General features: G+C 62.8%; 11 protein-coding genes. 5 read left to right on the plus strand and 6 right to left on the minus strand.

Features of this window, described 5'->3' with window-relative positions; genetic code table 11:
* Positions 1-498 precede the first annotated feature (498 nt).
* The 4 genes from BV106_RS10510 to BV106_RS10525 all read left to right on the plus strand — a co-directional run bounded on the left by BV106_RS10510 (position 499) and on the right by BV106_RS10525 (position 14,375).
* Positions 499-4,752, plus strand: coding sequence for a putative Ig domain-containing protein (locus BV106_RS10510; RefSeq protein ID WP_081891649.1), 4,254 nt, complete (start codon positions 499-501; stop codon positions 4,750-4,752).
* A 120-nt stretch (positions 4,753-4,872) separates the two neighbouring features.
* Positions 4,873-9,966 (plus strand): LamG-like jellyroll fold domain-containing protein, encoded by a 5,094-nt coding sequence (locus BV106_RS10515; RefSeq protein WP_081891650.1) that lies wholly within the window; start codon positions 4,873-4,875, stop codon positions 9,964-9,966.
* Positions 9,963-11,087, plus strand: coding sequence for a hypothetical protein (locus tag BV106_RS10520; RefSeq protein ID WP_038164248.1), 1,125 nt, complete (start codon positions 9,963-9,965; stop codon positions 11,085-11,087). Before BV106_RS10515 ends, BV106_RS10520 begins: the two co-directional genes overlap by 4 nt.
* Positions 11,088-11,831: 744 nt before the next feature.
* Positions 11,832-14,375, plus strand: coding sequence for a patatin-like phospholipase family protein (locus BV106_RS10525; protein WP_038164250.1), 2,544 nt, complete (start codon positions 11,832-11,834; stop codon positions 14,373-14,375).
* A gap of 868 nt (positions 14,376-15,243) precedes the next feature.
* On the opposite strand, the gene BV106_RS10535 is transcribed toward BV106_RS10525, so the two are convergent.
* The 4 genes from BV106_RS10535 to BV106_RS10550 all read right to left on the minus strand — a co-directional run bounded on the left by BV106_RS10535 (position 15,244) and on the right by BV106_RS10550 (position 21,131).
* On the minus strand, positions 15,244-15,822 hold the full coding sequence (locus tag BV106_RS10535) for a hypothetical protein (protein ID WP_038164254.1): 579 nt from the start codon (positions 15,820-15,822) through the stop codon (positions 15,244-15,246).
* Positions 15,823-16,005: 183 nt separating this feature from the next.
* A complete protein-coding gene (locus tag BV106_RS10540) occupies positions 16,006-17,247 on the minus strand; it encodes a polysaccharide pyruvyl transferase family protein (RefSeq protein ID WP_265595530.1) in 1,242 nt (413 codons plus the stop codon).
* Between the two features lie 36 nt (positions 17,248-17,283).
* Complete coding sequence (locus BV106_RS10545; RefSeq protein ID WP_038164257.1) at positions 17,284-18,537, minus strand: DUF1552 domain-containing protein; 1,254 nt, start codon at positions 18,535-18,537, stop codon at positions 17,284-17,286.
* Positions 18,538-18,605: 68 nt separating this feature from the next.
* Positions 18,606-21,131, minus strand: coding sequence for a DUF1592 domain-containing protein (locus tag BV106_RS10550; protein WP_038164259.1), 2,526 nt, complete (start codon positions 21,129-21,131; stop codon positions 18,606-18,608).
* A 206-nt stretch (positions 21,132-21,337) separates the two neighbouring features.
* Between BV106_RS10550 and BV106_RS10555 the strand changes: the two genes are divergently transcribed.
* Positions 21,338-22,348: a glycosyl hydrolase family 18 protein gene (locus BV106_RS10555; protein WP_081891651.1), complete on the plus strand. Its 1,011-nt coding sequence runs from the start codon at positions 21,338-21,340 to the stop codon at positions 22,346-22,348.
* A gap of 697 nt (positions 22,349-23,045) precedes the next feature.
* Here the strand turns inward: BV106_RS10555 and BV106_RS38290 are convergent.
* Positions 23,046-24,092 carry a hypothetical protein gene (locus BV106_RS38290; RefSeq protein ID WP_265595531.1) on the minus strand — a complete coding sequence of 349 codons (1,047 nt, stop codon included), beginning with the start codon at positions 24,090-24,092 and terminating at the stop codon, positions 23,046-23,048.
* A gap of 143 nt (positions 24,093-24,235) precedes the next feature.
* A complete protein-coding gene (locus BV106_RS10570) occupies positions 24,236-24,613 on the minus strand; it encodes a hypothetical protein (RefSeq protein WP_038164264.1) in 378 nt (125 codons plus the stop codon).
* Positions 24,614-24,658: the final 45 nt, after the last annotated feature.

Here is a 24,658-nt window from a genome sequence, read left to right on the forward strand (position 1 = left end):
GGCCATACGGGGCCGGGTAGCATCATCAAGCTCGTGGCGAAACTCAGGGTTGCGCCATTCCGGGATCGAACCTCACAAGGGGCGCGAAAGCGGTGATGCTCACCGCAGTCCCAAAGCGGCTACGCCGCCAGGCATTGGGAGTGATGGGGGCGGGAGAGAGTCTGGGGGCTTGAGGGGGCGTGGGGACGTTTGACTGAAGGCTTATGCAAGATGCAGAAGCCAGCACGCTGGAAGCGTGCGGTCCCCACTGACCCAAGGGAGGGTGCCGAGGGGAGGCCTGGAGTGTTCCATGCCCTATCCCACATTGATCGCGGAATTTCGCCCCCGATTATCAGGATTCGGGACGGGCAGCAATCCCTGTTTTGTAGCGAGAGTTCGCGACGAGACAATGACTAGCAATTCCTCTTATCCTTTCGAGCAAAGGATGATTCCGGCTGCTTCATCCTCTGCAATACGACTTCTGTCTCTCGGGTCTTTCAACACTCTCTCCGCCTCGTCATGATAGTGCCCTCACTCCCGTCAACGCTGCCCAAAAGGTGGTCTGGTGTCATTCGCGCCGCGGTCGGCGTTGCCCTCTGTTTTTTGCCGATCACGGCAGCGGCCACCCCGGCCTTCAACTGGGATTTCAAAACCTACTATCCGCACGCGGAGTCGCTGCAGGCGAGTTTGACGTCGCAGCAGCAGGCTTCGATCACGCAGCTCGACGGCTACTACCCGACCAGCATGGTCAATGCGACAGGCGCGGGGCTCACCGCCGCGGAGTTGAGCGAAGTGGCGGCCATGCCCGCCTATTTCATGCTCAGCCGCGATTCGCAATCGGGCGAGTTGAGCGGTCGGGCGATCATCGTGGATGATGAAGGCTCCGCTGCGGTGCCAAACACGGCGTTGGCCGCCAGCTTCAATGGCGACTTCATCGCCAAGGTGATGCGCCTGACCGACCTCTACGCGAAGGCCACCGCCGCGCAGGCACCACAGCTCGAGCAAGTGTACTCTGACCTGATCGAGCACTTCCTGAATCAAAACTACCTGCCAGGCGGGCAGTCGGTTCCGTGGATGGGCAACGGCTATATCTGGCGGGATCGTGGTTGGAAGACGCTGCGCATGGTGCACAAGCTCTCTGCGGACAAGCGCGACCTCTACGCCTTCAACCTCGCCTACCTCTCCGGATTCTACGTGCTCATGGCGAATGACGGGAGCCCCAGTGACTTCTACTCGTCCGTCGATCACTATCACTGTTACTATGGCACTGCGCAAAAGGGGCTGGCTCTGATGTCGGACACGCCGGCGAAGTGGCAGTTGATGAAGCTGATCCGCCGTGGCTACGACATCTCCATCGTCGGACAGGAGAGCAACGTGAAGAACCGCATCGTGCCGCTTGACGGCTCGATCATCCATCACGGTGACCACCACATCAGCTACGCCAGCTACACCTATGCCGGCATACTCCAGACCCACATCAATTGGACGCTGGCTGGCATCCTCAGCCCGGACACGGAGCCCACCATCGCGCGGCTGCGGAAGGGAGCGCTGGCATGGTGCTTCGCTTCCACGGGCGGCATCATGCCGCTGCACCAAAATTTTCGGGCGGGTTTGCTGTCTGCCAATTCGCCAAGTGATGGAGGCGCAGGCAGTGGGCCGGATTTTGCGTTGCGCGCTGCGCGCTTAACGGCTGCCTTCTATGGCACGACGATCGACAATGACCTGGAAATGGCCTATGCCGCGATCACCAAAACAGGTGTGGGAAGCACCAGCCTGCCCTTGGAGTGGCGAAGCATCACGCCGCCCGCAAACATCAATCCCCACTCGCCGCTCTACACCGCCTCCCTTCAGGGGCACTACTCTCACACCACCAACGGCACCGCCATTCATCGCGGACCGGGGCAATGGTATGTGTCGCTGCGCGGTCAGCCCACTGCCTGGCCCGGGGGCGAAGCTTATGACGACATGGGGCTGCCGGATCATTTCAATCTAAAGTCCATGCACGGTGCGCTGATGCTGATCACCACGGGCAGGAACGGACGCAAACCGAACGAAGTGGATTCCGGCTATTTCTATGACGGTTGGGACTACAGCTACCACCCGAATGTCACCTGCCCTGACATTCCGCTTACCACGTTGCTCTATTGGAGAAAGCCTGCCTACTTCGGCGGGGAAAGCAGCCTCATGGGCAGTGCCAGCCTCCGTGAGAGCGGCGTGTGGATGCAGAAGATGTCCAACTCCTGCAAGAGTGCCTTCTTCCTGGGCAACCGCATCGTGCTGGTGAGCAACAACATCACCGGCAGCGGCCTGCACACCGGACTGATCCAGATGGGTCATCAGACGCCGGCCTCGGAACCGCTCGTGCTCGACGGAGCTTCCTACACAGCTGATGGCGCGTGGACTCTAGCTGCAGGGGGCAACCACAAGATCGAAGACGCGCAGGGCAACGGGTATTTCGTGCATGGAGCAGCTGGCACCCCTGCCATCAACGCGCGTCGGGGAACCCAGAGCGCAACCTACGCCCTCCCCTCGGCATACACTGGCGGAGGCACCCCGCCGCCCTACACACTCAAGACGGATTTTCTCAACAACATCGGCAATTTCACACCCACCACGGCGAACTATTCGAAGGTGTGGTTTGACCATGGATCAACCGCCACCAACCAGGCGCTGGAATACACCGTGCTGGTGAAGCCCCAGCCGGGGGAACTCAACGCGTATGCCAATGCCATGGCCAGCCCCTCGACAGCGCCAGTCACGGTGACGAAGACCTCAAAGGTCCACCGCTTTCAGGATCGCGCGACGGGCACCTGTGCGGTTGCCGTCTTCGACCCCTCGGAAGTTCTCAACATGGGCGAGATCGCGACGGTGAACCGTCCGGCTGCCTATATCTGGCGACGTGACGGCGAGCTGCTGCGTCTGAGTGTCAGTTCTGCGGAAACAACCAACACCAATGCCTTCCAGATCGCGCTCAACGGTGTCTGGACGCTCGATGCGCAGACGGATACTTACAGCGCCAGCGTAGCCGCCAATGGCGGACACACGACGGTCACGCTGTCCTACCGCGAGGCGGCACCGCAGAGCATCGTGCTGCGCCATGTGAACTCCGCGCCGGTATGGGCATCCTCGAGTCTCGGGAAAGCCGCCGCACCGGAAGACACCGCGTATTCCAGCAGCCTGGCAGGCGACGCTAGTGATGTGGACACCGGCGATACGCTGATCTTCAGCAAGGTGAGCGGCCCGGCGTGGCTGAGCATTGCCGCCAATGGCACGCTCTCCGGGACCCCGGACAATGACGATGTCGGGGCGAACAGTTTCACGGTGAAGGTGACTGACGCGGCCGGAGCGAGTGCCAACGCCACGCTCAACATCACGGTGGTCAATGTGAACGATGCCCCGCAGTTCACGACAGGCACGATCACCAAGCTCGGCGCCTCGGCTGGCGCGAGCTACAGCGGAAGCATCGCGAACTCAGCGTCTGATGAAGACGCGGGGGAAACGCTCACCTTCAGCAAAGTGAGCGGGCCTGCGTGGCTCAGTGTTGCGGCCAGCGGCGCACTCTCCGGCATGCCGGGCAGTAGTGATGTAGGCAACCAGTCGTGGACCGTGCGTGTCACCGACAGTCAGGGTGCCAGTGCCACTGCCACGCTCAACATCACGGTTGCCAGCCAGTTGCCGGCAGGCTGGGCGCAGGCGGATATCGGTAGTGTGGGCGTGCCGGGCAGTTCATCGGGAAGCAACGGCACCTACACTCTGCGTGGGTCTGGTGCAGGTATTGGGAGCGCGGAAGATGCGTTCCAGTTCAGTGCCAACGTGCTCGATGGAGACGGCGAAATTCGCGCCCGCGTGACTTCGCAATCGAATACCAATGCCTCGGCCAAGGCGGGGGTGATGCTCCGCGAGACGACCGGCGCGGGCTCGGCCCATGCGATGATCGCCCTCACACCGGGCCAGGGTTTCATCTTTCAGTACCGCACCGCCACCGGCAGCAACACCACGACTGTCGCGGGGCCCGCACTGAATGCCGCGCCGGACAACTGGGTGCGTCTCACGCGCAGCGGCACCTTGATCACGGCGTATGTCTCTACGGACGGCATCGCTTGGACGCAGGTCGGCACGGCGGTGGTCAGCATGACATCGAGCATCAACGCGGGGCTCGCGGTGACCAGCCATGACAACACGCAGGCAGGCACGGCGACCTTTGACAACGTCGGCGTCACGCCCTTCCCGCCGCCATGGCAGACGGTCGACATTGGGGCCACTGGCTTGCAAGGCAGGGCGGAGTACTTCTCCTCCAAGTTCACGGTCAAAGGGGCGGGTACCATCGGTGGCAATGCGGACAAGTTCCGCTTCGTCTATCAGACGCTCAGCGGGGACGGCGAGATCAAGGCTCGGATCGTCGCCCCGCAGAACACCGGTACCAGTGCGCGTCTGGGCGTGATGATCCGTGACTCGCTGACGCCCGACTCGCCCTTTGCCTTCATGGGTGTGAATGGTGGCAGCAGCTTCTACTGGCAGCGCCGCCGCTTCTACGGCAGCGGTCATAACACCACCGCCGGCGGCACCGGCGCGGCACCCGGTCTCTGGGTGAGGGTGGTTCGCACCGGCAACATGCTCCGCGGTTACAAGTCTGTAGACGGCGTCACCTGGACGCTGGTGAACGCCATGGGCATTGATATGGGCGCGACGATCTACATCGGTATGGCGGTCTCCAGTGGCGATACCACCACGCTGAACACCAGTGGTTTCGACAACGTGGAGGTGGTGCCTTAGCACGCTGAACGGATAGATCGTTCGCGACGGTTGAAGCGAATTTTCGCTACATGACGATTTCATTAAATTCCCTTATTTAATCGAGGGTCACTTCTGCACGGTCTTCGACTTAATCACTGCATGAATCCGAAACTTGCTCTTACGATATTGTGTCCCCCTGTCCTGGCTGCTGCGTGGCTGGTGATGTCCCCCTCACGGCCTGCGGAGGAAGCGGATGATGCGCCTGTCAAAACGGCGTCTCCGGTCAGTGCGAAGTCTCCAGCGAGAAAGCTGGCAAACCCGACGATCCCACCGGATGAGGAGGCGAAGGTCCGGACTCAGTCGCCGCAGGCAGATGGTCTGGGTGGATTCAAGAGCTGGGCAGAGAGCTACCTCCGGGAAACCGATGACGCGGTGCGTACGACGCTTGTGGAAACGGGCGTGGATCTGGCAGTAAAACGTCGCGAGACGATGCGCGAGCTCATTGCGAGTGATCCGAAGAAGGCCATCGAGTCCGCGGTGCCGTATGAGGTGCGTGACCGCTTGCCGGCCAGGGTGGTCGAGAAGCTGGAAACGCCCGTGAACCACAAAGGAGACTACTATGTGGAGGCCCAGGTGCCCGGGGAGGGACAGGCTCTGGATGGGCCTGCCATCAAGCGTTCGGCGCGAGTGGGTGACAAGTCATACGCTGTATCTGCCTATGGTGAAGGATTGCAGCGGCCGACGCGTGAGAATGTGCCGATTCACGGCGTCGCTCTCGATGACCAGCTGGCATTGAACGAGACACCCTACCGTCGGATGTCGCGGCAGGAAGTCGACTATCGCAAGTCCAAAGGGCAGCTCGACGGTGCTTGCCCGGTTTCTGGCAAGCCTGCAGGCGAGGGTGAGGTGCCTCCTGCGGCGGACATTGCTGGCGAGTTACTGGTGACATGCAGCGAGGCGCACTTGCTGGATGATCTCAACAAGGCACAAGCTGCGGCTGGAGGAACGGGAAGTTCCGGCGGAGCGCCAGTGACGGCGGAATCCCCCAGCACAGGAAACCGGACCTTCCTCTACATTCGCGTGCGCTTCTCGGATCAGGGCGATGCCAACTACGAGCCGCAAACGCTGGCCAGTGCGGAGCAGCAGGCGGCGGATTCGAGCGCGTACCTGGCCAGCGCTTCCTTCGGTGCGCATACCTTGGCCATCACCATCCCTCCGGTCCTGACGCTGCCGGAGACCGAGGCCTACTACAATACGCAAGGGTGGACGAAGGTGCTGGCGGATGCCCGTGTGGCCGCCAACGCCGCAGGCTACAACCCTGCGAACTACAATGACGACGGCGTGCGCTACAACAACGGGCCGGGATCGTTTGGCGGAGTTGCCTGGGTGGGAGGAAAGGGCCTGGCAGTGAAGTACAATGGACAAGGTCTATTCTGCCACGAGTACGGCCACAACATGGGACTGTGGCATGCCAACTACTGGGCCACCAATGATGGCACGGCGATTGGTTCAGGAGCCAATCAGGAGTATGGCGATCCCTTTGACGTCCTCGGCAGCTCCTCAGCGGGCATGAAAGGGCACTACAATGCGTATTTCAAATCCCGGCTGGGTTGGCTTCCTGGTGCGAATGTTCATTCTGCCGCCACTGCGGCGGGATCAAGGAACACCTGCCGCATCTATGCCAACGATCTCGGCGGAAGCCTGAATGCTCTCAAGTATGCCGTCCGGATCCCAAAAGATGCGGACCGCGAATACTGGGTGAGCTATCGCCAGCATGCAGGCTGGGGCGGCAATGGGATCTCGCAGGGGGCGGAGTTGCATTGGGACGCGTGGGCCAACAGCGCTAACGGTTCGCATCTTATCGACACCACTCCGGGCAGCGCAGGCGGCAAATCGGATGGCGTCATTGTGCCGGGTCGCACCTTCTCCGACACGGAGGCTGACATCCACTTTACCGTGATTCAAAACCTGCCTGCAGATGGGATCAACCCGCCGGCGCTCGATGTGGTCGTGGCGAAAGGCCCGTTCGCCGGGAACCAGGCTCCTGAGGTAGTTGTTACCGTGAACCCGCCCAATCCCGCGCCCGGCCAGACCGTGACGCTGACGGCAAATGCGAGTGACCCGGACGGCGACACGCTGACCTACCTGTGGAACGCAGGTGATGGCGTGGTGCATGGTGCCACGGCGAGCATCAGCACTGCCTGGTCTCTTGGTGGAGTGAAGTCTGTGACCTGCACGGTTTCTGACATGAAGGGCATGACGACGACGGAGACGATCCAGGTGCAGGTGGGCTCCGCCCTGCCGGAGCAATGGGTGGCTGGCGACATCGGAAACCCAGCGCCGGGCGGAGAAGAGTACCAGTCGGCCACCGGGGCGTTCACAGTCCAGGGGGCTGGGGCGGACATCTGGGGCACTGCGGACAGCTTCCGCTATGCCTTTCAGACCCTGAATGGGGATGGAGAAATCCGTGCCCGAGTCACCTCTCAGTCGAACACGAACCCCTGGGCGAAAGCCGGGGTGATGATCCGCGATGGCGTGACCCCAGGTGCCATCAACGCCTTCGCTGCGATCACGCCGGGCAATGGCTACCGCTTCCAGAACCGAACCGCTGCGGGAGGGGACAGTGTCTCCTCCGGTGGACCGGGACTGAATGCGGCACCGAACAACTGGCTGCGCCTGAAACGCAGCGGGACGACCCTCGCGGCGTACTCTTCCGCCAACGGCATTGTGTGGACACCGTTCGCGACGGCGAATGTTGCCATGTCAAACAGCGTGCAGGTGGGGCTGGCGGTGACCAGTCACAACACCAGCGTCATGGGCGCGGCAACCTTCGACAACGTGCAGATCATCAGCGGCGATTCCAGTGGTGATCCCGATGCGGACGGATTCCCGACCGGGCTGGAGCTGGCCCTTGGCACCGATCCCAACAGCAACGCTTCGCAGCCGCCGGCCATTTACTCCGGGCTCCGCGCCTGGTGGGAGTTGGATGAAAACAGCGGTAACATGGCGCAGGACGCCACCGGCAGAACGCAGGATGGGGCACTCGTGAATGCGCCAGTGCGGGTCGAAGGGCAGTCGGGTGGGGCAGTGACGCTCAACGGCACGAATCAGTCCATCCAGATTCCGGCGCTGAACCTCAATACGAATGCCGTCACCATCTCCGCATGGATCAAGCGCAATGGCGCGCAGGCCCAGTGGGCGGGCCTGGTCTTCGCACGGGGCGGTCCCGTCTCGGGTCTCAACCTCGGGCCGAACAATGACCTCCGCTATCACTGGAACAGTGCCTCCAACACGTACAACTTCAGCAGCGGCCTGGTGGTGCCGGACAACACCTGGACGTTCTGCGCGTTGGTCATCGAACCGGCTAAGGCGACGCTCTACCTCCAGCCTTCCGGCGGTGTGCTGCAGACGGCGGTGAACACGGTGGCTCACAGTGCAGTGGCTTTCAGCGGGAACGTCTATCTTGGACAGGATTCGACGGGTGGGCGCTTCTTCAAGGGCGGGCTCGATGACGTCCGTGTGTACTCACGCTCGCTGAGCGCTGCGGAGATCAATGAGGTGTACGTGGGTGCCAATCCGCCGCAAGCGCCTGTTTTCACGAGCAATCCCATCATCGCACCGGCCGCCCAGGAGGATGTTTCCTATAACGGTGGCACGCTGGCGGACAGCGCGGTGGATGGCAATCCTGATGACACGCTGACCTACGCAAAGGTGAGCGGCCCTGCCTGGCTCACCGTCGCCACCGATGGCGCGCTGAGCGGCACCCCGTCGGCCAGTGATGTGGGAGTGAACCAGTTTGTTGTCCGCGTCACGGACAGCACCAGCCGCACCGCCACCGCAGCGCTGAACATTGACGTCGCACCGGTGAATGATGCGCCTGTGTTTGCGTCGAATGCGATCAGCAAACCCGGTGCGACGATTGGAAACAACTACAGCAGCAGTCTTGCGGGCACGGCTTCCGATGAGGATGCCGGCGACACGCTTACCTTCAGCAAGGTGAGCGGTCCCGCGTGGCTCAGCGTTGCCTCAGATGGTGCGCTCTCCGGTATGCCGGGCAGTGGTGATGCTGGCAACCAGTCGTGGACCGTGCGTGTCACTGACAGCCAGGGGGCAAGCGCCACCGCCACGCTCAACATTGCCGTGGCCAGCCAGTTGCCTGCAGGCTGGGCGCAGTCGGACATCGGGAACGTAGGTGCTCCGGGCAGTTCATCGGAAAGCAACGGCACCTATACGATGCGTGGTTCTGGCGCAGGCATAGGGGGCACGGCGGATGAGTTCCAGTTCAATGCTAACGCGCTCGATGGTGACGGTGAAATTCGCGCCCGCGTGACTTCGCAATCGAATACGAACGCCCTGGCGAAGGCTGGGGTGATGCTTCGCGAAACGACCGATGCGGGCTCGGCCCATGCGTTGATCGCCATCACGCCGGGACAGGGTTTCATCTTCCAGTACCGCACAACGACTGGAGGCAACACCCTGACGGTCGCTGGTCCTGCGCTGAATGCTGCGCCGGGCAACTGGGTGCTTCTCACACGCAGCGGCACCTTGATCACGGCGTATGTCTCTGCGGACGGCACCACCTGGACGCAGGTTGGCACTGCGGTGGTCAGCATGACCTCAAGCATCAGTGCGGGGCTCGCGGTGACCAGCCATGACAACACGCAGGCGGGCACGGCGACCTTTGACAACGTCGGCGTCACGCCCTTCCCGCCGCCGTGGCAGACGGTCGATCTCGGGGCCACCGGGCTGCAAGGCAGCGCGGAGTACTTCTCCTCCAAGTTCACCGTTAAGGGAGCGGGCATCATCGGGGGCAATGCGGACAAGTTCCGCTTCGTCTATCAGATGCTGAACGGGGATGGCGAGATCCGGGTGCGGATCGCCGCGCCGCAGAACACCGGCACCGGCGCCCGCCTCGGGGTGATGATTCGCGACTCGCTGACGCCCGACTCGCCCTTTGCCTTCATGGGCGTGGACGGTGGCAGCAACTTCTACTGGCAGCGCCGCCGCTTCTACGGCAGCGGCCACAACACCACTGCGGGTGGCACCGGTGCCGCGCCCGGTCTCTGGGTGAGGGTGGTTCGCACCGGCAACACTTTGCGCGGCTACAAGTCCGTGGACGGTGTCACCTGGACGGTCGTGAACGCCATGGGCATTGATATGGGCGCGAACATCTATATCGGTCTCGCGGTTTCCAGCGGTGATGCCGCTACGCTGAACACGAGTGTCATCGACAACGTGCAAATGGTGCCATGAAAAAACTTGCGCTGCTCCTCATCGGTTCCGCCGTCGTTGGCACGGCTGCACTCTGCCTCACGCAGAGTCCACAGCCGGGCGTGACGACGCGCAGGGCCGATGCCGGGCACGGGCCGGTTGTTTCCCAGATGCGGAGCGAAAGGGGAGCTTCGTCCGCATCTGGGCACAAGGCGGAGGAGGGCCGTCGTCCACTGGAATCAGCTGCCTCGTCTGTGGACCGCGTGGGGCAGCTCCTCCGCGATGTCGAAAACGGTCGTTTGGTGCTCGAGGCCGACGACGATGAGCTCGACGGGCTGGATCTCTCCCGACCTGATGCCGTGCCGCTCGTTGTCCGCTTGTGGGCGCGCCGTGATGCCATGGCCGCGATCCAATGGGTGCAGTCATTGCCTGAAGGGGTGCTGAAGACGGAGTCGATGCGACAGATCGCCGTGGTGCTCGCGGAGACCGATCCCGGCACGGCCGTGAAATGGGTGGAGACGCTGGAGCCGGGACCTTCACGCGAGGCGGCGTTGGAATCGCTGGCCACGCGGTTTGCTTCGACCAGTCCGGACTGGGCCTTGCGGTTTGCCGGGACGATGGCACCGGGGGCGAATCGCGACCAGACGATGATTCACGCGTTCTCCCAGTGGGCGTCGCAAGCACCGGCCGAGGCTGCCGAGCAGGCTCGCGGCCTGGAAGACGTGAACCTCCGATCCAACGCCCTCGCCGCCGTCGCCACGGCGTGGGCCGATCAACAGCCCTCCGCGGCCGCCGCGGCCGCCGCGATCGTCGCCGACGAGATAGACGACCGTGCCGCCCAAGCGCGGGCCGCGATTTCTGTGATCCAACGCTGGGCCCAGACGGATCCCGCCAGCACTGCTGCGTGGGTGGCCGGGTTCGAGCCCGATGCCTTTGCCGACACTGCCGTGGAGCAGTTGCTCACCACTTGGTCGCGTCGTGATCCCGCCGCCGCCGGGCAGTGGGTCGGCACGATGGAGGACGCCGCGCGCAGGGACGCGGGCTATGCGACGCTTGCCCGCCACCTCAGCGCGTCTGATCCCGGCCGGGCCGCCCAGTTTGCGGCGCTCATTGCGGATCCGTCCCGGCGTCAGAGCAGCTTCGCCGCGCTGCAAAGTCGCTAGGGTGGGCGCAAAGATCGCCTGGGGGCGGGGGAAGGTGGCTCCGTTGCCCCGCTGATGCTTTCAGGTTCGAGGAATATCACAAGGGGCGCGAAAGCGGCGCTTCACGCCGCACTCCACAGCGACTTCGTCGCCAGGTGTTGGATGTAGTGGGGGCGGGAGGGAGTCTGGAGGCTTGCGGTGTGGGAGGGACGTTTGACTGTTCCCGGCATCCTTCCGGGAACTTCAGTCGCGCGTCTCCCCCGAGGCTGAGGCCGCTTGGTGTTGTTATTACCTATTGCGTCCTCCACCTGATCCCGCTTGCGGGATTTTGGGAGTGCGGCAAGCATTGCCGCTTTGGGGAGTCCTGTGTCGGGCTGGTGACGACATGGCGAGAACGGAGGGGGTGGGCTCCGGTGGTGTTTGTACGGGGCTCGAACCTCACAAGGGGCGCGAAAGCGGCGCTTCACGCCGCACTCCACAGCGGCTGCGCCGCCAGGTGTTGGGGGGCGTGAGGGGGAGGGGGAGTCTGGGGGCTTGAGAGGTCGTGGGGACGTTTGGCTGAGGGCTTCTGCAAGATGCAGAAGCCGGCACGCTGGAAGCGTGCGGTCCCCAGACATGAGACCATCGTCCTATGGAAGGTCGGGTCTGGGGCTGGGACACTAGGGTTTGATCAACCGGGCCGCCCAGCTTCCAGCATGGTCTGGCAGAGGTTCACCTCTGTCCTCCGGCGGCATTGTCTGTGGAGGGGACAACTAAACTGCCGCCATGAAGAAGTTTGGCCTCGCACTCTCCGGAGGGGGATTTCGCGCCAGCCTCTATCATCTGGGCCTTGTCCGGTTCCTGCGGGATGCGGGGTTGTTGCAGAATGTGACGCACATCACCTCGGTGTCGGGAGGCAGCATCTTCGCTGCGCATCTGGTGCTGAACTGGAAGCGCTATGGCGGATCTGACGAGGAGTTCGAAGGAGCTGCGGCGGAGTTTCTTGCCTTTGTGCGTCTGAATGTGCGGAGCCGGATCTTGCGCCGGTTTCCGCTGCTTCTGCCTCTCCGCTGGGTCAGAAAGTTTCTAGGCCGGTCCAACCGAAAACTGACGCGCACGGGGCTGCTGGAACAGCACTATGAGAAGTTTCTCTACGGGGATGTGAGCTTGTTCGAGCTGCCGAAGAGTCCGAAGCTTCACCTGCTCACCACCAATTTGACGGAGGGCTGTCTCTGTTCTTTTGGTCGCGAAGGACTGTCGATGGTGCGTCGGGGGGCAGGGCATTCCTTCCGGGTGGACAACATTCATACAGGCCTGGCGACGGTGCCGATGGCGGTGGCGGCGTCCTCGGCCTTTCCGGGATTCTTCCCGCCACTGGAACTGACCGGTCAGGAGGTGGGGGTGAGCGGCGGGGAGTTTGGCAGGCAGTCCTACACGGACGGAGGTGTGTACGACAACCTGGGTGTGCGCATGTTTCGATTCTTCGAACGGGATCTCCTGGCGGCGGACACCCTGGATGCGGATGACTTTGAGGACCTGCATGGTGCGCTGGAGGCGCTGCGAGAGGCGACCCTGTCTGAAGAGGACTCGCCGTTGCGCCGCCTGACGCTGTTGCTGGAGAAAGCGGGCCAGTCCCCGGCAGACACGCCTCTCAATCACCTGGCCTCTGCACTGGAAGAGGTGATGAGCCGTCCTGAGGGGGCGAGGGAGCCTGCGTGTTCCGCCGGGTTGGAGAGGATCCTGGCCAGTCTGTGGCATGTGATGTGCCACTATCAGTTCCAGCATGAGGCGGGCTTCGCGGGCCTGACCCCGGATGATGCTTCTGCAGATGAACTGCTGCGGACCAGCCGCCTCGGGGCACAGGAACTGAACTCCGGAGACCAGCTCTGGCTCAACCGGCACCTCCTGGAGGAGGCGTTCCGACAGGCCACGGGCAGGCGCTGCTTCCGGCGTCTGCAGGGCGGGCTGGATGGTGTGATCGTGAGTGATGTGGGCAGGCAGATCAAGGTGGTGCGGGGACACGGGGGCGGCTTGATACGGACAGCGCTACGCGCCAGTGACATCCTCATGGACCGTGTGTGGCAACTGGAGAACGAGACCTTTGCGGGGCCTGGCGGCTTCTTGTTTGCCCGGATCACGGATGTGGTGGAGCCCGAGGAGGATCCCACCGCGCCCCATCCTGAGATCCAGCGCCAGACGGCGAACATCCGCACGGATCTGGACTGCTTTGACTCCCTGGAAGTCAGCAGCCTGGTGCGCCACGGCTACTGTGTGGCGCGGAAGGTCTGCCGCGGTCGACCGGATCTATTTGGTGACGCCCTCCCAGCATCGCCCCCTTGGGAACCCATCCCGGAACGCAGACAACCAGCAGGTGATGGAGGCCGGGGCGAGGGCGCTGTGGCGGTGACCCGGGGCGCGACGGACACGACAGCGGAATCAAGGAAATTACAAGGCTCATCGGGTCGTCGTTTCTGGAGCTCGTTGTTCGACCGGCGGGACTGGGTCACCTATCTCTATGTGCCCATTCTGGTGCCGATCATGATGCTGATTCCGTATTTCTCCTTTCAGTACTACAAGCGAATGGTGCGGCTCAATACGCTGACCTTGTCCTTCGCGCAGGGGAGTCCGGAACTGGGCCGGTTGGGGGATCTGCTCGACGAAGGGCCGCCCCGGCCATGGACGGGCGTCACGGTGGAGGAGTCGGACGATGCTTCTGCGCCGGACCTCAGCGGGTTCCGCGTGCTGAGTGACTCCCGGATTACGGATCTCCGCGCCTGGAAGCCTGAGTCGACGGGCACGGCGGGCGACTCCCGGATCTATGTGTATCGTCGTTTGCTTGTGGTGAAAGTGCCCGAAAACAAGAGCCAGCACGTCTTCCGGCAGCGGCTCATTCTCTCGGGTGCCGAGGGGCAGGTGAGATTCCCCTCACAGGAGTTGGAAGCCAGGGTGGTGAAGGCCCCGCTGGGTGAAGACGGCCGTTATCGTTGGGATGTGGTGTTCGACTTCAGCAAGGTGCCGGCTGGAAAACCAATCGAACTGCTGGCGGAGATTCAGTCGCCCGGCCTGTTCATGCATGGGACCAAGTCCACCTCGAGGATGGCGTTCGCCGTTGAGGCGGAGACCTCGGAACTGCTTCAGTGGGTGCTGTTGCCGGAGGGGCGTGCCTACAAGAAGTACCGGTACCTTTATTACGAGCACGACCGCCCTGAAACGGCCAAGGAACGGGTCTTCACCACCCAGTATCTCTCAAAGGATTCCACCGTGCTGGCGTTCAAGATTCTCTCGCTCGATCCCGGGTATGACCATGAGATCCTGTGGGAGTACCAGTAGGGGGGAGGGGGGAGTTGAGATGTGCCGCAAGCGGCACGTTGAGACGCTGCGCTGGTTGAGACGCTGCGCTGGTTGAGACGCAGCCGCCGGTGCGGCTGCTGGTTGAGACGTTCCGCATGCGCGACTGGTTGATGGGTGCCGCCGCCACGGACGTGAAACAAAGGAGTGCCGCCATTGCGGGATAAGCCGGAGGAGATGGGCTCCGGTGGTGTTTGTACGGGGCTCGAACCTCACAAGGGGCGCGAAAGCGGTGATGCTCACCGCAGTCCCAAAGCGGCTGCGCCGCCAGGTGTTGGGGAACGTGAGGGAGAGGGGGAGTCTGGGGGCTTGAGAGGTCGTGGGGACGTTTGACTGAGGGCTTCTGCGAGATGCAGAAGCCGGCACGCTGGAAGCGTGCGGTTTCCGGTGAGTCTAGGGCGTCGCAGGGCAGATTGGGGAGCGCACGTATCCATGCGTGTTGTTCCCGGCATCTGCCGGGAATGTCAGTCGCGTACTATGTTGGCACCTCGGGCTGACAGCACGTATTTGACTGCTAGCCAGGAGACGTCGTCCTCTAAGACTTGTACGCGTTGGCCAGTTTGCCAGATGAAGTGAGTATCCCAGAGTCGATGAGCGACTGGATACGCTCTTTTTTGGTCATGACTTTGACTCTCGCGACCGCTGCATCCAAGTCCTTTTGCTGGATTCCTGAAACGCTGACACCCGTCAATAGAGGGGCTTTGCTCGATTTTCGGACGATCTTCGAGCGAATGCGAGGCTTCTTGCTGACTGCCAGCTTCCGAACGGCACTCTTGACCGATGACTTCTTACGAGCCCCGATAGTAGATTTGCGCCGAGTTGCTGCCATGGTAAAAGGGTCGCAGAGAAACTACGAAACGTCAAGGCTGCCCGCAGGCACGAAATAGCCGATAATTGATGCGGGGTCCCGGACAGCGATCTGGATGTGAGACTTTTCGAATATGTAACCGGTAGGGTAGATTGGGGTGCCCTCCAAAAACACTCCCCGGACTGTATGAAACTTAGAGGATGAGATGGATTCGACCCTGGGAATGGCCCAGTCGATGAAAGCGCAGTCCAGTCGATGAAGGTAGGGTGTGTTCTTGGGGAGTGCCGCTCCAGATGCGACCATCGCTTTTTCAAACTCAGGCCACAGTGTCTTGAGGTATCTGGTGAAGCGAAGGTCGAGCAAGTCAAAACAATTGCCGAGCTGGATCAGCGCACCAATTTTTGATGGTTTCGCGATCCTCGTTTTTTTGCGTTTTGCCACTTCCTTTGCCCAATCCATGGCTCTTGCGGGCCCGTTCTCCCAGAAGTAGATGCCTCGTCCAAGCCAGTCGTAGTCGTTGCGGCTCTCATTCAATGGAATTCCGCGAAGTGCCGAATCTACCAAAGATTGATCGCAACCATGATAAGCGGTGACGAGGCGTTGATATTCGAAGAATGCCATTGGGTGTCTGTATCGATGAAATGAAGGTTGTGTCAACCTCGTTTCATCAAGAGTGTTTGCCCTGTTGCGGAATGGTCCAGCTCATCGTTTGCGGATTGAGGAAGCGGGCTTGTGTGCGCTGAGCATGCCTCGTCCTGTTTTCCCAGCGCCCAACCGACCCACTTACCTCTAACCACTCACCATTCACCGAGTTTCCAGACTCGCGCGCAACACATCCATCATGCGCTTCATGCGGTCATCCGCGACGGCCTTGCCTTTCAGGGCCTTGGCCTTGGCAGCAGCCGGATCATTCACAATGGCGAGCACGGCGGGGGTGAGGCCTTTTTCGGCTTCATCGAAGTCGTGGTCGAACAGCCATTCGCTGAGGCCGATGTCCTTCCACATGAAGCCCTTGCTGGTTTGTTCCTTGTACCGGCAGACGATGGCGGGGATGCCGTGGCCGATGCACATGATGGGGCTGTGCTGCTCGTTGCCGAAGAGGCCCGCGCTGCGGTTGTACACGCTCTGGGCGAAGTCGGTGAGCCAGTAGTCCTGCCGCCAGACGACTTTCTTCTTCACGTCCTCCGGCAGCTTGTCGTAGATCATCTCCTTGTTGAGCTTCATCTGGCTGGCGTCCTCGGGGCAGAGGAGGACCTTCATGGGCGTCTGTTGCACCACGGCGATCACGGCATTGCGCAGCGGGGCGATGTCGTGCTCTTTCATCTCCTCGTTGCGGGCGTTTTTCTTCTCGTCAAACTTCACGCCTTTCTTGATCTCCCAGTAGGGCGTGTTCCGCAGCTTCGGGATGCAGCAGACGAACTTGCCGTCCTCCAGGCCGACTTCCTTGAGCCACGCGGCGGCGGGTTCATCGTTCACCAGATCGCAGGCGAAGGTGGCGTCCGGGCCGAACTCCATGATGGGGCAGGTGGCACCCTTTGACTTGGCCAGCTCTAGGGAGACGGAGTCGCGGAAGAAGGCGAACTTGCCGCCGCTGATGACCTTGATGGCCTCGCCGTTGTCCTTGCCACCGCTCCAGGTGACGCCGCCGATGCCGTAGGGCTTGCCGGTCTTTTCCGTCCACTCGATGATGGACTTCTGCCCGACAATGCCGGGTCCGGAGCCATGCAGGAGGAAGTCGTGAGTGTCGAATGCTTCCTTTTTCGCCTCGGCGGTGGGGGCGAGGATCTTGAGCTTGGGGAAGCGCTTGGTCAGCATCTCGGCCACGCCGTTGTCCACGCTGCTGGGCCAGAGGGTGACGTCGTACTCAGGCAGGTGCTTCTCGAGCAGGTGCAGCATGCCGGGGGTGTGGGCGATATCGCCGATGTTCACCGTCTGCCAGGAAGAGCGCAGGAGGATGCGTTTCTTGGCCTTGCTCTCTTGCGCAAGGGCGAGGGAGGGAAGGGCGGCGGTGGCCAGCGTGGTGCGGAGGAAATGACGGCGGTCCATGCGCATTTGTGGGCGAGTTCGCGATGCTTGTCCAGCCTACACCTCGCTGATGATGCCGTTGCTGGCGCCGAAGGTGGCGGACTCTATGCCCATGTGGTGGAGCATGCGGACGTAGAGGTTCGACATGAGGGTGTTGTTCTTCGTGTCGTACGCGAGGTGCCCCTGGTGCTTGAAGGTGCCGCCGGCGAGGAGGATGGGGAGGTTGTTGTTGTCGTGGTTCGAGGAGTTGCCGAGGTTGCTGGCGTAGAGCACGGCAGTGCGGTCGAAGAGCGGGCGGTCGCCATCATTGGTGGCCTTGAGCTTGGCGAGGAATTCGCCGAAGACCTTGATCTCCGCCTCCTCGATGAGGGCCAGTTGATCGAGCTTGGCGGGGTCCAGCCCATGGTGGGAGGCATCGTGGTGGCCCAGGTTCACGCCATCGATCTCCGGGCGCTCCTGAGTGCCGAGCCAGAGGGTAACCACGCGGGTGGAATCGGTCTGCAGAGCGAGGTGGACGATGTCATACCACTGGCGGGAGCGCTCGATCAACTGGGGGCCGCCGAAGTCGCTGGTGGGCTGCTTGATGCCCACCTGGGGCTTGGGCGTGGTGCTCCAGTGCTCATCCTGCTGGAGGGACTGCTCGGCCTCCCGCACGGAGGTGAGGAAGAGGTCGAGCCGCTCCCGGTCGGGGTGGCCCACCTTGCGATTCAGGGCGCGGATCTGGTCGCCCACATCATCCAGGATGCTCTGGCCGTCCTTGATGCGCTGGAGCTCCCGCGTCTCCTCCTCCGGGGTGCCGGCGATGAAGAGCTTGCGGAAGACCTGGGTGGCGCGGCTCTCTGCCGGGAGACGGACGCCGCGGCGGTTCCATGAAACATCACCGCCGCCCAGGATGAGGGAGCGGAAGCGGGTCTGGTTGCCGATGTGGGAGGCGGCCTCCTGGTCGAGCGAGATGCCGTTCTTGATGTCCTTGTCCCGGATGAGTTCCGGGGCCACACCGGTGAAGAGGCCCACCTCGGCAAAGTGACCCGCGGCATAGCGGTGGGACATGCCGGAGAAGACGGTGAATTGATCCCGGTACGCCTCGATGTTCTTGAGGTAGCGGCTGGGCACGTAGTCGCGACCGGCCTTTTCCGGGAAGAAGTTGGGCCCATACATGCCGAGCGGCTGACCCACGAGGACCATGCGCTGTGGCTGGCTGCCGGTGCCGGTGCCTGCTGCGGCCCGGAGACGGGTGGGAAGCATGGCCTCCAGGAAGGGCAGGCCAATGGCGACTCCCGAGGCGCGGAGGAAGGTGCGGCGGTTGAGCATGGGGGGGGAGAGGGAAAAGGGAAGAGGAGGTTAGAGGGATAAGGGAGGCGGAAAGAGGGAATCGAGAGCTATTTGTTCAGGAAAATGCGGCTCTGGGTGATTTCATGAACCAGATCGCGGAGGCCGTATTGGGTGGGGCGGATCTTGGTGATGATGGCCTCTACGACTTCACGATCGGCGAACTGGATGTCGGCACCGGTGCCGTAGATGATGAGCTTCTCGGTGAGGCTGCGGGCGAGCTGGTCCTTGTCCTCCAGCAGGATCTTCTTGTAGTCGGTGATGTCGTTGAAGGCCCGGCCTTCATGGGTGGTGCTGCCTTTCTCCACATTTGGGCCGCGGTAGACGCCGCGGCCGGTGTAGGGGACGTCCACCTGGCCCGCCTTGGTGCGGGTGGTCACGCGGTAGAAGTCGCGCCAGTTGCCGATGGGGTCGTAGTTCTCCAGAGCGAAACCGGGCGGATCAATGTGGACGTGGCAGGAGGCGCAGGCGGTGGAGTTCCGGTGCAGATCCAGCTGCTGGCGGATGGTGGTGGCGCCGCGGATGTCGGGCTCGATGGCGGGGATGTCTGGCGGCGGGGGCGAGGGGGGCTTGCCAATGATGCGCTCCAGCACCCACTTGCCCCGCAGGATGGGGGAGGTGCGGGTGCCGTCGGCGGTGACCTTCAGCACGGAGGCCTGGGTCATCACGCCGCCGCGGCGGCTCTCGGCGGGGAGCTTTACCTTGCGGAACTCGCTGCCGTTGACTCCTGGAATCCCGTAAAGCGCCGCGAGCCGTTCATTGAGCATGCTCCAGTCAGAGTCCACGAAGTTCAGCAGGCTCAGGTTGTGGCGCAGCACTTCATTGAAGAACGCCTGGGTCTCCAGGGGCATGGCCCAGAGGAGGAGGTTGTCGAAGTCGCTGTAGAGCTGGGGATCGGGGATGGTGAAGTCGATCTTCCGCAGGTCCAGCCACTGGCCGGCGAAGTTTTCCGTGAACCGTGCGGCCTTGGGCGAGTTCAGCAGGCGCTCCACCTGGGCGCGGAGCACGGCGGGGGTGCTGAGCTTCTTGCTGGCGGCGAGCGTGAGCAGCTCCTCATCGGGCAGGCTGGACCAGAGGAAATAAGACAGCCTCTCGGCAAGGGCGTAGTCATCCAGCCGCGTGCTGGGCAGGGTGCCATCCGGCGCGGGGGCGGTGGCCGGGGCGCTGTCGAGGAAGAGGAAGTCGGGTGAGGAGAGGATGAGCTTGTACCCGTAGCTCATGGCATCCAGGAAGGAGGCGCCCTCATCCAGCCGGCGGTGCACCTTCTGCACATAGTGTTGGGCGGTGGGCTCGTCCACGGGGCGGCGGAAGGCCCGCGGGAGGAAGGCGTGGATGAGCCGGGTAGCGTCCTCCTTGGGGTTAGAGGAAACAGGAACGAGCGGGTCGTTGTTCCACTGGAACTCGTTGCGGTTCTCCGGGATCTTGGGCACCTTGGTGCCGGTGCTCTCTGCCCGGGCCACGGAGCGAGGCTTGAGCGGGATGCCGGAGAAGAGGGTGCTGTAGGCAGGCGGCGGGAAGGCATCAAGCGGCCCGTCGATCTTGAGCCACTCCACGAGCAGCCCGGGGCCGGTGTATTCCTCCAGGGGTTTCTTGAAGCCGCGGATGTCCCAGTTGGTGAGGAGATTGGCGACGAAGGACTGGTTGCGTTCGAGGTCAAACTCGAACTCGATGACCTGCGGCTCCCCATGGGGGATGTCGCGCACCTCACGCAGTATGGGGCCCTCGCGGCCGCTGTTCATCACCGTCATGAAGCCGACGGGGATGGGCTTGCCCTCCGCGCCCACGGCGCAGGCTTTCATCTGGATGCGGTAGCGTCCTGTGGCCGGGACGGGGGCGGTGGAGCAGAGACCGTAGCGAGGCAGCTTGCTGTAGATGATGAGCGTGTCACCCTGCAGCTTGGAGTTGCGCCCCAGCCCTTGTTTGAAGTTGGGGCCCTTCTGCGTGATCTCCATTCCCGTGCGGGCATTGCTGAAGGGCAGGGGCGGATGCACGGGGATGACGGAGGCCACGGCCTTGGCGGCGGCTTCCTGGAAGAGGAGGAAGTGCGTGGAGGAGAGGTCCAGCCCGGCGCTCACATTGTCGAAGCCTGCGGTGGTGGCGTCCTCAGGCAGCATCTCTCTGAGGGAGAGCTTGGTGCCCAGCAGATCATTGAGCGTGTTCTCATACTCCCGACCGTTGAGCCGGCGCAGGGTGACGCGGCCATACTTCTGCTGTCGGGTGAGGGAGGCGGTGTGAAGCTGACTGCGTAGGAACGTGGTGGCGGCGGCCGCCATGGCCTGGGGTGGGCGTTCCTGTTTCTTGGGCGGCATTTCGCCGGAAGCGACCTTGTCCAGGATGTGGGTCCACTTGGCGGCCAGCTTTTCGTCCTGGAAGTCCACCGCGAGATTATCGAGCCGGAGCCCGCCTTTCTGCACATCTTCGCCATGGCAATCGGTGCAATGGGCCTCCAGCAAAGGCTTCACCTGGGTGCTGTATCCGGCGGGAGCAGAGGGAGCCGCAGCCCCGTGGACGGATGTGGTCGCGGTCGCGGCGGCCAGGGCCAGGAGGCAGGGGGTACGGAGGCGGAGCGGAGACATCAGGGAAGAGGGGCAGGGCGAGCTGTGTCCTGAACGGCGGGATTTTGCCCAGTGTTGCACCATTCCGGCGAGGCAGGTGGCGGTGCAGGAGGAAAGTTACTTTCTCCAGCAGATGGAGAGGGGATCCTAATGGGAGGCGTGCTGGAAATCTCGCTCCCAGGCGGTGGAGTCTTGCCGATGCCTGAACCCTCCCTCATGCTGGAGAGATGTTGCACACCCGAATTCGCACCTCCAGAGCGCGCTCCCTTTTCCACGGCATGCTGGTGGCGTTGACTGTTGCGCTGACGTTGACGGTGATGGTGGGCTCGGTGTCTGGCGCGGAACGGAAGATGGTGGTGGCCTATGTGCCGAACTGGATCGACTTGAAGAATTTCGCCACCCAGATCCCGTATGAGCGGGTGACGCATCTGAATGTGGCGTTTGAAAATCCGGTGAATGATGGGGGTGAGTTGTCCTATAGTGAGGCGAATGCGGTGCTGCTGCGGGAGGCCAAACGCCATGGCGTGAAGGTGTGCGTGTCCATCGGTGGTGGATCGGCCTCCGGGGACAAGGTGCTGAAGGGGCGGTATGCCCGCCTCCTGGGGGCCGGGCAGCGAGAGGCCTTTGCGCAGCGCCTGGTGGCGTATGTGGAGCGCCACGGGTTCGATGGTCTGGACGTGGACATCGAGGGGCCGTCTATCACGGAGGATTATGGTCCTTTCATCGCAGTGCTCACACCGCTTATGAAGGCCAAGGGGTACCTGCTGACCGCGGCGCTCTCCAAAGGGTATGGCGGCGACCGGGTACCGGATGCCGTGCTGGGGCAGATGGACTACATCCACATCATGGCCTATGACGGCGCAGGCTACTGGTCGCCGGACCGGCCGGGGCAACATTCGTCATTGGAGTTCGCCAAAGAGAGTGTGGACTACTGGCTGAAGCGCGGGCTGCCGCCGGCCAAGGCCGTGCTGGGTGTGCCGTTCTACGGCTACGGATTTGGCGAGGCCTTCAAGAAGCGGGACTATCCGTATGCGACGATTCTTTCGCAGTACCCCGATGCGGCGACGAAGGATCAAGTGGGCAGCACGATCTGGTACAACGGCATTCCCACGATCCAGGCCAAGACGCGTCTGGCGCTGGAGAAGCATCTGGCGGGGGTGATGATCTGGTCTCTGGACCTGGATGTGCCGGGGCCGGAGTCGTTGTTGCGGGCGATTGATGGGGAGATGAGTCGGTAGACACAAGACTAGAAGACACAAGACGCAAGACCTGAGGGGATGGGTGAGGAGGGAGTACCCGGAGAGAAGGGAGTGTCGGGTGCGGCGGGCCTGAACCTTCTGCAAGATGCAGAAGGTGGCACGCTGGAAGCGCGCGGTCCCCAATGACCGCGGAGCGTTGTTGCAGGGAAGCTTGGGGAGCGCACGCATCCTGCGTGCTGTTTCCGGCATCTTGCCGGGAACGTCAGTCAGCGTGTGGCATTGTGAAGTGCAATCAAACATTCGTGCGACATCACATCCGTCTGACGTGGAGGCGTTGATTGCGGTGGGGAGATAGCGGATACTTTCGGCTTTCCCACCTGAGCATCCTCTGCGGAGGCCCCCAAGGTTGACTCGCTTAGGGCTCGTCCAACCTTGGGCTGTGCTACAGATCCCATACTGGGATCAACTTCGGTCTGATGCGGGCACCTCAAGGTTGTTCCTTGGCGGCTATCTCAAAAACGCGCGCGGTTGGTCTGTTCTCCTCACGTCGACATCCACAGAGATGCTGGGTGGTGGGGGATCAAAGACCGGTGGGTCAGGGTAGAGGTGTTTGCATGAGACATCGAACCGCATCCAGGAAATGAAAAACCCAAGGTGGACTCGCGCGCGGTTCGCGGCTGGTCGACCTTGGGTCTGGTGGAGGGAGGAAGTTATTTCTCAGTCCTGAATGTCTGAATCAAAGGCGCTCGCCGGGAGGGCCGTCATTGCGGGGTCCGTCTTGACGAGGACCATCGGGGCCGGGGCCTTCACGACGGGGGCTGTCACCGCGAGGTCCGTCTTGGCGGGGGCCGTCGTTGCGAGGGCCATCAGCACGTGGTCCTTCATTGCGGGGGCCATCGGCGCGGGGGGCAAACTGGGGCGGGCCGTCGTGGCGGCGGTCGTCACTGCGGGGGCTGTCGGCACGAGGTCCATCGTGGCGGGGGCCGTCAGCACGGGGGCCGTCATCGCGACGATCATTGTCACGGGACTGTTCACGGCGCGGCTCGTCCTTGCGGTCAAACTCCGGGCGACGTTGGCGGTCGGGGCCGGGACCGTCAGCGCGGCCGTCACGATCACCGCGGGTGTTCAAGGAGCGGCGCAGTTCTTCCACGGCGCGCTTGAGCTGCTGCACCTCATTGCGGAGGTCGTTGTCACCTGAACCCTGTTGTTTGGGTTGTTGTTGAGGCGCGAACCCTGGGTGGCGGCGCTCACCGCGGGCCTGGAAGTTGGGGCGGGCGAAGGGGCCGGGTTGGCCACCGCGGCCTGCGCCGAATCCGGAGCCGAAGCCGGGGCCATAAGGAAGGTGGGGATGGCGGAACTGACGCGGGCCGGCATTGGACTGCCAGGGGCCTTCACGGCGGCGATCGTTGTTGCGCGGGCCGCGGCGGAAGTCGCGGCGGTTCTGCTGGTCCTGCGGGCCGGCACCTTGCGGATTGTTCTTGAGCGACTGCTGGATGCGCTCTGCCAGGTGGCCAAGGCCTGCGGCACGGAGGTGCTTCAGGGCTTCTTCAATGTGCTCGCGTTTTTCCGCGGAGTCACCGGCGCCTTGCTGAGGGCCACGACGGAAGTCGTGGTCGCGACGGGGGCCGGGGCCCTGCTCGGCTCGGCCATGGGGCCCTTCATTGCCCCGGGGTGCGGGCGGTGGTCCGGGTGGTTGATCCCCACCGGGGCCAGGGCCCTCCGCGAAGGCGGCGGTGGTGAAACTGAGGGCGGCGAGAAGCGAGACGATGCGTGGTGTCTTCATGCACGAGTTGAAAACCCGTACTGCGAAATGGTTGCAAAATTTCTTTCAGGCCCGGCCGGAGCCGGGCTCGCTGTAACGGAAGCAAGGAGCAAATAGGTTGTTTCTAGAACCCGCGCTGGCCTCCCTTGAGGTCCTGTTGTTGGCTAGGATTCCATCCGGTTCAGATGGCCCCACAGGCCGGTGATGGTCTTCTCCGCGGCTCGCATCAGTTCCTCTGCGGACTTGTCGGGTGGCAGGGTGTCATCCACCACGGGATCACCCGTCAGGGAGCTGAGCAGATTGGTGGCGTCCGCGCTGGTGGGATAGAGGAAGTTCTTCTCCTGCTCGGCATCGGAAAGGATGTAAACCGCCAGGCCCAGGACCCAGGTGCCGTCCTTGCGCAGGAAGTAGCGCATCTGATCCAGCGTCGTGCTGCCGGGGGCGGAGCCCTGCTGCCGGATGAGGAACGGGCCGCGACCCTGCGGGCCATCACCAACGTTCAGGAGCTGGCAGTTGTCGTAGCTATTGGTCAGGGTGGGCATGACTTCAGTGGGTTGGGTTTGGCGGGGGCAGCGGATTGGCTGGAG

Origin of the sequence: Verrucomicrobium sp. BvORR106, assembly GCF_000739655.1 — a bacterium.
Taxonomy (GTDB): domain Bacteria; phylum Verrucomicrobiota; class Verrucomicrobiia; order Verrucomicrobiales; family Verrucomicrobiaceae; genus Verrucomicrobium.

Coding starts and splice junctions, on each gene's coding strand:
- BV106_RS10510 (WP_081891649.1), top strand. CDS start 499: ATGATAGTGCCCTCACTCCCGTCAACGCTGCCCAAAAGGTGGTCTGGT.
- BV106_RS10515 (WP_081891650.1), top strand. CDS start 4,873: ATGAATCCGAAACTTGCTCTTACGATATTGTGTCCCCCTGTCCTGGCT.
- BV106_RS10520 (WP_038164248.1), top strand. CDS start 9,963: ATGAAAAAACTTGCGCTGCTCCTCATCGGTTCCGCCGTCGTTGGCACG.
- BV106_RS10525 (WP_038164250.1), top strand. CDS start 11,832: ATGAAGAAGTTTGGCCTCGCACTCTCCGGAGGGGGATTTCGCGCCAGC.
- BV106_RS10535 (WP_038164254.1), bottom strand. CDS start 15,822: ATGGCATTCTTCGAATATCAACGCCTCGTCACCGCTTATCATGGTTGC.
- BV106_RS10540 (WP_265595530.1), bottom strand. CDS start 17,247: ATGGACCGCCGTCATTTCCTCCGCACCACGCTGGCCACCGCCGCCCTT.
- BV106_RS10545 (WP_038164257.1), bottom strand. CDS start 18,537: ATGCTCAACCGCCGCACCTTCCTCCGCGCCTCGGGAGTCGCCATTGGC.
- BV106_RS10550 (WP_038164259.1), bottom strand. CDS start 21,131: ATGTCTCCGCTCCGCCTCCGTACCCCCTGCCTCCTGGCCCTGGCCGCC.
- BV106_RS10555 (WP_081891651.1), top strand. CDS start 21,338: ATGTTGCACACCCGAATTCGCACCTCCAGAGCGCGCTCCCTTTTCCAC.
- BV106_RS38290 (WP_265595531.1), bottom strand. CDS start 24,092: ATGAAGACACCACGCATCGTCTCGCTTCTCGCCGCCCTCAGTTTCACC.
- BV106_RS10570 (WP_038164264.1), bottom strand. CDS start 24,613: ATGCCCACCCTGACCAATAGCTACGACAACTGCCAGCTCCTGAACGTT.